Genomic DNA, 12,639 nt, shown 5'->3' on the forward strand with positions numbered 1-12,639 from the left:
AAGGCAGGATTTTGGCGCGCATAAAAAAAGCGGCCCCCGAGAGGGCCGCCTTGGCTGTCACACAAATTAGGGAGGCTGCTTATGTGGGGTGTCACAAAATTGTAAATGCCCATTGATTCAAAGGATTTTTCATTTACTTTGTCACACGTAGGGGGAATTGGTGATGAAGCATCGGTTTCCTGCCGAGTAACCTATTCCCATATATCCTGTTGCATAAGGGAAGAGATGCCGGAATCGGTGCCTCTCAACAGAGCATAAACGATATCTCCAATTTTTTTCGCGAGAAGGGGAGGAACAGCATTTCCCACCTGATGAAACTGTTCGGTCCTGTTCCCCTGAAAAAAATAGTTGTCAGGGAAGGTTTGCAATCTTGCTGCTTCCCGCACCGTCAGACTGCGGCACTGCGTTGGATCGTAATGGATGAAATAGTGACCATCCTTGGAAATGTGACTGGTAACCGTCGTGGCTGGCCGCCCGCGCAACTGGACACGGAATCGATCAGAAAACTTGCCCGTTTCCCAGTTATCATGATTAGGTCTCAATCCCTGCAGTGAGAATTCGCCATGTCCTTTCGGCGACCAGCCAAATGCGTCGGCAAACGCCGCCGCGTACGCATAGCGCCGCAGATCTGTGCGCATATGTCCCCGGGCGTCATGATTCAGCCAGACCGAAAGCATCGGATCGTAATACCAGCCATCGAGTAATTCCGGACTCTCTACATCCTGCGTCAGGATGCCAAGCTGCTTGTTACCTGTGCCGAGTCCTCGTTTGATCGAAACAGATGCTTCCCTGAGCACCTCCTGCAATCTAGCATCGCCATGGGCGTCTCTCACCTCACGTGCCATCTCGCTGAAATGGTTCGCCACCACGTCGCCCCAGCCTTCATCCGAGTCGGGCTCTTTGCTCAGCCGGCTGCGTAGCTTGGGAAGAGAACCAATGACTTGCTCGACTGTAACCTCACCTGCTTTCTCGATCTGCGCGGGAGTACCCAAGCCGATGCCTTCGCGCACACCGATAAGAATCACGCGGTGCCGTGCTTGTGGTATTCCATGCTGTTCTGCCTTGATGACGAAATCGTGTACATCGATATTGCGTGGAGAGTCTTTGGCGGAATATTTGGTTGCACAGGTAAGGGAATGGATGCGGTACCCACTTCCGGAAGCCGGCATTTCCATTGCTTTGTCGGGATCCGAAAGATCTTCAAGTATCGTCTCGAAAATCTTTTTCCCACCAACAGTGGCTGTGAGAATGCCTTTTACGTTCTCCATCACGAACACTGCGGGACGGTATTTCTGAATAATTCGCAGGTATTGCTTGTAGAGGAAATGACGATGATCTTCTTCAGGACGGTATTCGATGTTGCTTCGGTTGCGAGCCCGTCCTACGATCGAGTACGCCTGACATGGAGGGCCGCCGATCAGCACCCATGGCGTGTCCGGACCAAGCTCGTGCGCGGAAATTCTTCGATCAAGCTCATCGTTATCATGAGGCTTCCCCAGCTCCAGTTGTAGCGCTTCTTCCCCAGCCTCCACCCATGCATCATGGTTGGTTTCGTCGTACGGATATTCCGATTCGCCGTTGCAGAAACGATAATAAGAGTCGATGGAATTCCCACCTTGACGTTTGAGTAGGCGATAGAAAGCCCTCAGACGAAGTGTACTGTGCGCAGAGGAACTCATTTCAGCCGATACAATTATTCTGAAAGGATCACTTTCTACTGACGAAAATCCTTCACCAAGACCTCCAGGCCCAGCAAAGAGGTCAACGATAGGAATATTTCCCGTAAAACTGGATTTCTGTTTGATGAGCAACTTTGCCTTAAATAAAAACTCGTGTGGGCACGTAGGATACCAGGAAAAATGGACATAGTCGATTCAGCTACCCGGTCGAGAATGATGTCAGGGATTCAGTCTAAAAATACAAAACCCGAAATGCTCGTACGCCAATACCTTCACGCGCAGGGCTTCCGTTATCGGTTGCACACGCGTGAATTACCAGGGTCGCCCGATCTCGTACTGCCAAAATACCGTGTAGTGATTTTCGTACACGGGTGTTTCTGGCATCGACACGCGGGCTGTCGTTTTGCAACCCAGCCTGCATCCAATACCGAGCGATGGAAAACAAAGTTCCAGAGCAACTTGGAGCGGGATGCCAAGAATGTGGCTGCGTTGCAGGCAACGGGATGGCGCGTTTTAGTGGTTTGGGAGTGTGAACTTAAGCGCGAGCCCTTGGACAGACTTCAGCGGCTCGTTAGAGAGCTCAAGCAATAAACGACTACACTGCAAAGTATAATTCTCTCGACCACCTTGCTCGCACCGACATCTCTCCAGCACTACTGGCACAGGTGCGCGTCTTGATCGAGAGAAAGCAGGCCGATCTGGCGCGACGCTATGGCCTTCTGGCCGAGAAGGACTTACTTCAATATCACCGCGCTGATGCATGAACTGGCCCACTATCGGCGTGTGCGCTTTGGCAAAGCCAGTGAGGCGCTCGTTGGCGAGGAACGCCTGCTGTTCGAGGAAATGGTCTCGATGGATCTGGCCGCGATCAAAGAGGAACTCGAAGCCCAGGCGCCGCCAAACCGCGTCGCAAGTGCGCAGGACACCAGCCGCTGTGGCCAGAATCGCCACGTATTGCGTACCGTCATGAGTCCGAGTCGTGCCATTGCGGCCAATGCGGTGCAGAGCTGCTCAAGATCGGAGAGAACGTCAGCGAGCAACTGGACATGGAGCCTGCCCGCTTCTTCGTGCATCGTCCGTGACCCTGCAGGGCAAGCATTACGCAGGCGCATGACAAAGCTCTGTGAATTCTCTGCTGCACCCATATCCGGCCGCAGTACGCATGCCGTCCGTGGCAGACGGTAACGGACGCACATATCGCTGTGGTCATCATTGATGGCGGTATTGCTGCCGTCGGTCTGCTGGCGTGGATCGCGGCCTGCAAATACCTCAACCATCTGCCGCTGTACCGGATTAAATGAAAGCGTCCAGCCGTCCCATCTATGAATTCTTGAACAGCATCACCAAACTACCGTCTCGATCAAGACGGGAGGTAACGATGTAAAACGAGGCACAGGTGGGCAGCTGTGCAGACTATAAAAGCCTTGTTTGCCGAGGTGTCACCGAACTGGCCTGTCTGGCCCATATCCGTAGAAAATTCTTCGATGTGCACGCCGTCAGCGGCAGCGCTGTGGTCAAGGAGGCCTTGCACCGCATCGCGGCGCTGTATGTGATCGAGTGCAAGGTACCGGTCTCGATCCGCCGCAATGCATGGCCCTGCGCAAAAAATTAGCCCTGCCAGCGCTGGTAGCGGTACAGTAAAGGCTGTCGAACACTCGCTCAAGCGCTGTCGGCGCTGGTGCATTATGAGGCATCGGGCACGCTGCCCATCTACAATAATCCGGTCGAGAACGCGATTTGCTTCATCGCTATCGGTAAGAAGGACAGGCTATTCACGGGTTCAGAACGGTCCGGCCGACGTGCCGCAGCAATTCGAAGTCTGTTCGCTACCGCTGAGCTCAATGGACTCGATCCGCCCCGCTGGCTGACCACATTATTGGAACGTCTCCCGACGTGCCCCAACATCAAAATTGATTCCCTGCTGCCATTCCCGGACTTTACCCAATGCTGAAAGCGCTGCACAGGTGGACGCGCTGGCTGCTCACTCAATGGCGATGGCGCCGACGACACCAAGGTGTGCCATTAGGCCATTGCCCTACGAAGCGTACAGGCCATTATTTCAACACATAAAAAACAGCAAGCCCTAGAAAGACAGCCAACCAAGCGCTGAGGCCTGCAACGCCATTTGCATGCCATGCCTCACTTTGGTCGTCGGATATGGAAGAAGTGGACCTGCTACCATTGATGCAGTTGGTCGAAACCAAAATGCGCCGTTTCATGCTGCTCGGCGAACGGGTAATGGCGCGCGACATCGACCGCCAAGTCGCCGACTTCAGCTACGTGCCGCCACCCGCAATCACTTCACCTAACTCGGCACCCGATGACGGTGCGGATGGCATAACTACGCTAAGGAATAGGGACACGACACTCTCGGTTATGCAACAAAGCCGCCGTATGAATAGAAAATCCGAATGATTACATTTCCGAAGAAAATTGACTTACTATAGAGGAAACTTCTGATGAACCATCAGAATTTCTTAATTTTTGTTCTCGATTGCCAAAAATCCATGTCAGCCAATAAAATTCGACCAGCGGCTCGCCTCATCCGTACCATAGGCCAAGATCTGATCAAAGATGTATATGCAGCAATCGTCGAGTTGGTTAAAAACGCGTACGATGCAGACTCCCTCTCCGCCATTATTCGCTTCAACTTCAATGTTGATAGAGAGACACTGTCGATCTCGATAGAGGATCAAGGGCATGGCATGACTCTTGATACGGTGGTGAATAAATGGCTTGTGCCTGCAACCGATGACAAACTCAAAAGAAAGCGAAGTGATAGCGGCCGGACTTTACAGGGGCGAAAAGGAATTGGTCGTTTTGCGGCCGGTATTCTTGGGGACCGCATCTTGTTAGATACCTGTGCTAACGGGAAAAGCACTTCGTTCCTTTTGGATATGGAAGAACTTGAGAATACGAAATTCCTAGATGAATTTGATATTGAAATTGAAGAAAATACGACTTCAGCAGCGAATGGAACACGTATCGAGATTGAAAAGTCCGGTGTAACTACTTTTGATGTGAAAAATATCTGGAATCCTCGGCAGATCCAAAAGCTACTCATCGAATTAAGGAGCTTAACTGCGCCAGAAGAGATTTTTCAAGTTGCCTCTAGGCAAGGGTATGAAATTCGCCGTGACTCGTTCGAAATAAGATTGATATTCGAAGATTTTCCCATAGAAGAATATTCTGGGCGAGAAATTATAATTAAACCATTTCCTATTCTTGATTTATATGATTATAAAATATCAGGTATTGTTAATTCATTAGGAATTGCTTCACTTACCTATGAAAATAGTAATGTCGCCGCTATAGTTGAAAAGATAAATTTTACTATTCCGCTGGACGAAAAGGAAAACGCGAATTATCCAGGGAAATATTTATTGATCTTCGAGTATATGACAGAGATCCAAACAACATTGAAAACATAATTAAGCGAGGATTAATAGATCCTGATACTAATGAATATGTTGGAAAACAAGAAGCTAGGAAGATTCTAGACGAATATTACGGCGTAGGGATATATAGAGAGCAATTTCGGATCCGCCCCTATGGAGAGCAATCTTTTGATTGGCTGGATTTAGACAAAAAGCGTGTGCAAAATCCCTCTTATAAGATTGGTCATAATCAAGTTATCGGTTTTATTCATGTTCGGCCTGAGGAAATTTCAGGACTGCAAGAAAAAGCGCAAGGGATGGGTTGGCGGAAAATGGTGCGTATTTAGGTCTTCTTTCCGTTGTTTCAAAAGTAATAAATGAGCTCGAAGTAAGACGTTTTCAATATAGACAAAAATCGATGAAAGGTGGGCGTTCAAAGAGTCTTGATGAAGAGCTTGAACATCTTTTCGATTTTAAAGAAACCAAAAATAAAATTTCTCGTGAGCTAAAGAATATAGGTATAACAAATGAGCAGCAGGAGCAAATTCAATTAGTCCTGAATAATGCATTGGATAGTGAAAGTTTAAAAAAATCTGATTATGTTAGAAAAATTCGCGACACTATAGCCATTTATCAAGGACAAGCTACACTGGGAAAAATAACTCATGTGATATTGCATGAAGGCCGAAAAAATATCAAGTATATTTCTGAAACGGTTCCTCGTATAGCGAAATGGGCAGCACAACTTTCAAAAAAACCGGATCCGGTACTAGAGATCACTCTCCATGAGCGAAGTGAAAAGACACTCACACATACGAAAAGTCTGACGTTCCTATTTAAGAAAATCGAACCTTTGGCGAGAACAAGACGGTCTCCTGCTAAAAATTTAATTCTTAAAGACGAAATTCAATCAGCCTTCGATATTTATGCTGCGGAAATTGAATTAGCCTCTATTGATGTAGAAATCGATTTCGAAGACAAAAATATCGTAATTCACGGCACTGAAATTGACGTAATAACTATTTTTTCTAATCTTGTTGAAAATAGTCTATTTTGGCTTAGTCACAACGGAGAAAAGCAGAAGAAAATTAATGTCCAAGTATTTTCGGATTCAAGCAATATTGTCGTCGAGTTTAAAGACAGTGGACCTGGGTTCCAAGGTGGAAATTTGGAACTGATGTTTGAACCAGGATACAGCATGAAGCCGTCAGGTATGGGCTTGGGGCTTGCATTAGTTGGAGAGGCAATAAGCCGGGTAGGGGGCACCATCGAAGCGAAGCATTCTAATGATGGCGCAATTTTCGAGTTAATTTTCAAAAAACAAAATGACTGAAATTATTAAAATTCTTGTTGTCGAAGATACAGATGATATGTTTGAACTCTACGAAGATCAAGCAACGGAGTTGAGTACAAATGCCTTAAAAATTTCACTAACACGTGCTAAAACTGTTGATGAAGGTAAACAACGCTTGCTCTCTAACGAATACGACGGTGCAATTGTGGACTTGAATCTAAGTCAGGCGGATCCTAGAGAAGCGTCCGGAAATGATATATTAATAGAAATTATTGAAAAGCACAGATTCCCTGTGTTTGTCGTATCAGGCAATCTGGGTAATCTGAAACCCGAAATACGAGCTAAATCTTCTAATTTTTTGAAATTTTTCGATAGAACAGTATCTAATACTGATGTTTTCAATGAGATCATTGCGATATTTAAAACAGGAATAACAAAAATACTTGGCGGGCGCGGAATTGTTGAACAACAGCTTAGCGATATCTTCTGGAAACATTTATCATCGGAGATAAACGGCGGCCAAGTGTACCAAAAAGAAAAGGTTCTCTTGAGGCATATTGTAAGTCACCTTTTAGAGTACTTAGATCTGCCAGAAGATGATGCTGGCTATCACGAGTCGGAAGTGTATATTCGGCCTCCAATTAGAGCCCACATTTCGAGCGGTGATATTATTCAGATGGATGGGAAATTTTTTGTTGTTCTTTCCCCTGCTTGCGATATCGCCGTCAGAAAACCTGTCGGAAATCCTCCTATAATAAATTCCAATAGAATTACTCTGGCACCTACGATTCCTGTGGAGCGCCAAGCATTTATTGAAAATAAAATTATAAAAAACGAAGATAATAAAAAAGTTCGAGACAACGTATTGAGCGAAATAATTAAAGGAAAACGAGATAAATATGGCTTTCTTCCTAAATACGGCAATATTTCTCCGGCAGTTATCGATTTTCAAAATATAATTTCAATATCGTTCACTGAATACTTAACTATGTCTCGGCTTGCGACAATATCAGGTTTTTTTATGAAAGATATCCAGTCAAGATTTGCCGCATATGTTGGGCGGCAAGGTCAACCGGATTTAGATAAAGATCGATTAATTCAGGAATACCAAGTTCTGATTAGCCCCCTAAACGTTTAAAAGACTTACCGTAGCTCGAGGCAATCTGCCCGGGCTACTGGAGGGGAGTAGTTAAGCCACTGATATCTTGAAGTTCGTACAAAACTCATGGATACTACCATGTTGCCGCATCGCAGAGTTTAGTCGGTTTTTATCCAAAAAAATCAACTCCACCGCAGGCCAATCCAATCGCCAACTTATTTTCGAGAGTATCAAAAAAACTGTTTATAGAATGGTAGGTTATATTGCTTTTGATATTTAGTATGAAGCTGTTACACAAATCCCGCCGATGTCGCTTGAGTCACCATTCGGATAAATTGGCACGATGAATGCACCGGCTAAACCAAAGTGTGGAACGACTAACTGAAGGGCGTATAGCGCGGTGCTAAACGCGCGTGGTTCGCAGCTTATCTTGCTGGACCAAGACATGTGCTGGCACGGCAGTGCCGTTGGTAAACGCGAGCGCAGCCGGAAGTACAGCTAAGCTCCTATTCAACTCTGCTTGATTATCAAGTATCTGTTCAACTTGACGCTGCTGCAGGGAATGGGCATGGCGCAAAGCGTGCTCAGGTTAGCGGGCTTGGATTGGGAAGTTCCTGCTTTCAGCACCTTGAATCGCCGACAAAAGCATCCCGCCGTGACGATTACGGCGAACAAGACGACGTCAGGATTCCACTTGGTGGTTGCCTGTACAGGCATAAGATGTTTTGCGCGGGTCAGGGAAAGCGAAGAAAAATGGGTCCGTCTACCGCAGTCAGTGGCGCAAGGTGCAGCTTGGAATTGATGCCAAGACCCTAGAAATCCGGGCCATTGAGGTCATGGAAAACGCACCGGCGATGCACCGATGCTTTCATGCCTGCTCAGCGACACCAAGGCCTGCCATGAGGCCGTTGCCCTACGCGGCTTATAGGCCATTATTCCAACACGTAAAAACGGTAAGCACTAGAAAGACCATCGACCAAGCGCTGAGACCTGTAATCCCATCCTGAATACTATGCGACACTTCGGTCATCGGATATGGAAGAAGTGGCTTGGCTATCATCGACTCAGCTTAGTAGAAACCAAAATGCGCCGTTTCAAGTTGCTTGCAGCAGGGGGATGGCGCGCGATTTCGAGCGCCAAGTCACCGAGCTTCAAATATGTGCCGCCATCCTCAATAACTTCACCCGACTCGGCACCACGATGACTGTGCCGATGGCATAACGCCGCTAGGGAAAAGCCACATTACGCCCTCGGTTTATTTGTTCAACAAAGCCGCTCAGAGCCATCAAAATGTATCTTTTGATGAAAATCTCAAAGGAAGCGTTCCAAAATCTCAGGTTATGGCTACTGCTAAAACCTGCTTAAACGTCAATATTCCCCGCGCGCAACGCGTTATTTTCAATAAACGCCCGGCGTGGCTCCACGTCGTCACCCATCAAGGTGGTGAAGATCTGGTCCGCCGCAATGGCGTCTTCGATCTGCACTTTCAACAAGCGGCGGACGGTCGGGTCCATCGTCGTTTCCCACAGTTGATCCGGGTTCATTTCGCCCAGACCTTTGTAGCGCTGTTTCGAGACGGTGCGTTCGGCTTCGTCGCGCAGCCATTGCATGGCTTGGTGGAAGTCGACCACGGCGATTTCCTTCATGCGCTCGCCTTCGCCGCGGCGCACGAACGCGCCTTCGCCGATCAGGCCTTCGAAGGTGGCGGCGCCGCTGCTCAGCACGGCGTAGTCCGGGCCTTGCACGAAGTCGGCGTCGATGGCCGTCACTTTGACGTTGCCGTGGTGCATGCGTTCGATGTGCAGCTTGTGTTTTTCCGACAAATCATCGGAACGCACGTGCACGCGCACGGCGCTGTCGTTGATGGCCGTCTGCAGGGCCAGGGCGGAAGCTTCCGCCTGGTCCAGGGTCGACAGGTCCAGCTGCACGCCCGTCATGATGGCCGTCAGGGCGGCGCGGTCGATGACGCGCGTCAGACGCGTCATGATGGTGTTCGACAGGTTGAACTTGCGCACCAGTTCCGTCAGGGTGTCGCCGGAAATGCCTTCCGCGCCTTCGCGCGGCACCAGCACGGCAGTGTTCAGCGCCACCGTCATCATGTAGCTTGCTTCCTCGGCGTCATCTTTCAGATAGCGCTCGTCGCGGCCCGCTTTCACCTTGTACAGCGGCGGTTGCGCGATGTAGATGTGGCCGCGCTCGACCAGTTGCGGCATCTGGCGGTAGAACAGGGTCAGCAACAGGGTACGGATGTGGGCGCCGTCGACGTCCGCATCGGTCATGATGATGATGCGGTGGTAGCGCAGTTTTTCGACGTTGAATTCGTCCGGTCCGATCGAGGTGCCGAGGGTGGCGATCAGGGTGGTGATCTGCTCCGACGACAGCATTTTTTCGAAACGGGCTTTTTCCACGTTCAAGACTTTACCGCGCAGCGGCAGGATCGCCTGGAACTTGCGGTCGCGCCCCTGTTTTGCCGAGCCGCCTGCCGAGTCACCCTCGACGATGTACAGTTCGGACAGGGCAGGGTCTTTTTCCTGGCAGTCGGCCAGCTTGGCCGACAGGCCCAGGCCGTCCATGATGCCTTTGCGGCGCGTCAGGTCGCGGGCCTTGCGGGCCGCTTCGCGGGCGCGCGCCGCTTCGACGATCTTGCCGCAAATAATCTTGGCGTCGTTCGGTTTTTCTTGCAGGTAATCTGCCAGGGTCTTGGCGACGATCTCTTCGACAGGGCCGCGCACTTCCGACGACACCAGCTTGTCTTTCGTCTGCGACGAGAATTTCGGCTCCGGCACTTTCACGGACAAGACGCAGGTCAGGCCTTCGCGCATGTCGTCGCCGTTGATTTCCACTTTCGCCTTCTTGGCGAATTCCTGCTCGTCGATGTACTTGTTGATCACGCGCGTCATGGCGGCGCGCAAGCCCGTCAGGTGGGTGCCGCCGTCGCGTTGCGGGATGTTATTCGTAAAGCACAATACCTGTTCATTGTAGGCATCGTTCCACTGCATCGACACGTCGACCGTGATGTTGGTGCCCTGGTCCGACAGGCGCTCGCCCGTGGCCTGGAAAATGGTCGGGTGCAAGACCGACTTGGCCTTGTTGATGTATTCGACGAAGCCGCGCGTGCCGCCTTCGAAGGCGAACACTTCTTCCTTGCCCGTACGCTGGTCGGACAGCTTGATGTTGACGCCGTTGTTCAGGAAGGACAGTTCGCGGATGCGCTTGGCCAGGATTTCGTAGTGGAATTCCACGTGCGTGAAAATCTCTTCGTCGGCCCAGAAATGCACTTCCGTGCCGCGCTTGTCCGTCTCGCCGATGACCTTGATCGGCGACGTCGCGACGTCGCCGGCCATGACGATCTGGCGGTCTTGCGGCACGCCGCGCACGAATTCCATGTAGTGGACCTTGCCGTCGCGGCGGATGGTCAGTTTCAGCAATTTCGACAGACCATTGACGCAGGATACACCCACGCCGTGCAAACCGCCCGATACTTTATAGGAGTTCTGGTCGAACTTGCCGCCCGCGTGCAGTTCGGTCATGACGATTTCCGCAGCGGAACGCTTCGGATCGTGCTTGTCGTCCATTTTCAGGCCGGTCGGCACGCCGCGGCCATTGTCGGTGATCGAGATCGAATTGTCGCTGTGGATGGTGACGTGGATTTCCGTGCAGTGACCGGCCAGCGATTCATCGATGGAGTTGTCCAGCACTTCGAATACCAGATGGTGCAAGCCGGTGCCGTCCGAGGTGTCGCCAATGTACATGCCCGGGCGTTTGCGTACGGCTTCCAGGCCTTCCAGGATCTGGATGGAGGCGGCGCCGTATTCTTCCGTTTTGGCCTGGATCGGGGTGTCTTGTGGATTCTCGGACATGGACTGCTTTCTCAAATAACGATTGCTGATTGATTCGGGGCTGCTGGCTGATGGCCGCAGGTCGGGTTAGCCGGAACGGCGTAACCCGACAGACGGCGCTCAGCATGTCGGATGACGCTGCGCTCATCCGACCTACGTCACTGCTGTGGTCTTTAGATCCGCATCGGCATGACGACATACTTGAAGTCGGCATTGTCCGGGATGGAGATCAGGGCGGACGAATTCGAGTCGCCCAGCGCGATGTTGACGTATTCGCATTTCAGGTTGTTCAGCACGTCCAGCAGATACGTCACGTTGAAGCCGATGTCGACGGAGTCGCCGCCGTAGTCGATTTCCAGTTCTTCGACGGCTTCTTCCTGGTCCGCATTGGTCGAGCTGATCTTCATGCTGCCCGGGGTGATGATGCAGCGCACGCCCTTGAACTTGTCGCTGGTCATGATGGCGGCACGTTGCAGCGAGCGCAGCAGTTCATCGCGGCCGATGGTGAAGTCGTTCTTGTAGCCTTTAGGAATCACGCGCGTGTAGTCGGGGAACTTGCCTTCCACCAGCTTCGAGATCAGCTCGATGTCGGCAAAGGTCAGTTTCACCTGGTTGGCGGCGATGTCCAGTTGCACCGGCTCATCGTTCTCTTCCAGCAGGCGCTGCAGTTCGATGATGGTCTTGCGCGGGATAATCACTTCCTGGCGCGCGAACGTCTGCTCGGTGGCGACCTGGCAAAACGCCAGGCGGTGGCCGTCGGTGGCCACGGCGATGACATTGTTGCCATCCAGAACCAGCAGCAAGCCGTTCAGGTAATAGCGGATGTCTTGCTGCGCCATCGAGAAATGCACCATATTGAACAGGTGCTTCAGGGTTTTTGGGGCAGGGTGACGGACGCGTTGTAGCTTTCCGCTTGTTGCACGGTTGGAAACTCTTCCGCCGCCAGGGTTTGCAGGGCGAAGCGCGACTTGCCCGTTTGCACGGTCAGGCGCTTGTTGAGCAGGGTCATCGTGACGTCGCCCGATTCGGGCAGGGCGCGCAGGATGTCGAGCAGCTTGCGCGCGGCCACGGTGGTGCCGGTGACGTCCGCGCCGGAACCGATTTCCGCGTGCGTGGTGATCTGCACTTCGGTGTCGGTCGACAGGAAGGAGACATTTTCACCGTCTTTGCGGATGAGGATATTGGCCAGAATCGGCATAGTGTGCCGACGCTCGACAATACCGCTCACGATCTGCAGTGGCCGGAGAAGGGTATCTCGGGTGGTTTTGACCAATTGCATATTTATCCTCAATGTATAGGTTGAACAGTACGACGTTTAACGTATTAATTTAACAATTCTTGCCATGGGGAG

The 12,639-nt window shown here is 50.8% G+C and carries 8 protein-coding genes and 4 pseudogenes; 9 read left to right on the forward strand and 3 right to left on the reverse strand.

Annotation, left to right across the window (positions count from 1 at the left end; translation table 11 throughout):
* Positions 1 to 191: 191 nt before the first annotated feature.
* Entirely contained in the window at positions 192 to 1,811 is a 1,620-nt protein-coding gene (locus ACRHIG_RS04460) for a DNA cytosine methyltransferase (protein ID WP_489629486.1), read from the reverse strand.
* A gap of 48 nt (positions 1,812 to 1,859) precedes the next feature.
* Between ACRHIG_RS04460 and ACRHIG_RS04465 the strand changes: the two genes are divergently transcribed.
* The 9 genes and pseudogenes from ACRHIG_RS04465 to ACRHIG_RS04505 all read left to right on the forward strand — a co-directional run bounded on the left by ACRHIG_RS04465 (position 1,860) and on the right by ACRHIG_RS04505 (position 8,670).
* The gene (locus ACRHIG_RS04465; RefSeq protein WP_489629487.1) at positions 1,860 to 2,270 is read left to right on the forward strand and encodes a very short patch repair endonuclease; all 411 of its coding nucleotides are present in this window, start codon (positions 1,860 to 1,862) and stop codon (positions 2,268 to 2,270) included.
* Between the two features lie 120 nt (positions 2,271 to 2,390).
* A complete protein-coding gene (locus ACRHIG_RS04470; protein ID WP_489629488.1) occupies positions 2,391 to 2,864 on the forward strand; it encodes a transposase domain-containing protein in 474 nt (157 codons plus the stop codon).
* A 211-nt stretch (positions 2,865 to 3,075) separates the two neighbouring features.
* Positions 3,076 to 3,417 (forward strand): annotated as a pseudogene (locus tag ACRHIG_RS04475) (IS66 family transposase); the annotation flags it as partial.
* A 126-nt stretch (positions 3,418 to 3,543) separates the two neighbouring features.
* The gene (locus ACRHIG_RS04480) at positions 3,544 to 3,630 is read left to right on the forward strand and encodes a hypothetical protein (protein WP_489630740.1); all 87 of its coding nucleotides are present in this window, start codon (positions 3,544 to 3,546) and stop codon (positions 3,628 to 3,630) included.
* A 30-nt stretch (positions 3,631 to 3,660) separates the two neighbouring features.
* Positions 3,661 to 3,988, forward strand: a pseudogene (locus ACRHIG_RS04485) (transposase); the annotation flags it as partial.
* Positions 3,989 to 4,138: 150 nt separating this feature from the next.
* Complete coding sequence (locus ACRHIG_RS04490; RefSeq protein ID WP_489629489.1) at positions 4,139 to 5,110, forward strand: ATP-binding protein; 972 nt, start codon at positions 4,139 to 4,141, stop codon at positions 5,108 to 5,110.
* Between the two features lie 268 nt (positions 5,111 to 5,378).
* Positions 5,379 to 6,389 (forward strand): ATP-binding protein, encoded by a 1,011-nt coding sequence (locus ACRHIG_RS04495; protein ID WP_489629490.1) that lies wholly within the window; start codon positions 5,379 to 5,381, stop codon positions 6,387 to 6,389.
* Positions 6,382 to 7,488: a response regulator gene (locus ACRHIG_RS04500; RefSeq protein ID WP_489629491.1), complete on the forward strand. Its 1,107-nt coding sequence runs from the start codon at positions 6,382 to 6,384 to the stop codon at positions 7,486 to 7,488. The genes ACRHIG_RS04495 and ACRHIG_RS04500 overlap by 8 nt, the downstream gene beginning before the upstream one ends.
* Positions 7,489 to 7,849: 361 nt before the next feature.
* Positions 7,850 to 8,670 (forward strand): annotated as a pseudogene (locus ACRHIG_RS04505) (transposase).
* 140 nt (positions 8,671 to 8,810) lie between these two features.
* On the opposite strand, the gene gyrB reads toward ACRHIG_RS04505, so the two are convergent.
* Together gyrB and dnaN are read right to left on the reverse strand one after the other, a co-directional pair.
* Complete coding sequence (gene gyrB, locus ACRHIG_RS04510) at positions 8,811 to 11,309, reverse strand: DNA topoisomerase (ATP-hydrolyzing) subunit B (RefSeq protein WP_489629492.1); 2,499 nt, start codon at positions 11,307 to 11,309, stop codon at positions 8,811 to 8,813.
* A 152-nt stretch (positions 11,310 to 11,461) separates the two neighbouring features.
* Positions 11,462 to 12,567, reverse strand: a pseudogene (dnaN, locus tag ACRHIG_RS04515) (DNA polymerase III subunit beta).
* Positions 12,568 to 12,639: the final 72 nt, after the last annotated feature.

It is taken from the genome of Janthinobacterium sp. C22 (assembly GCF_057919405.1).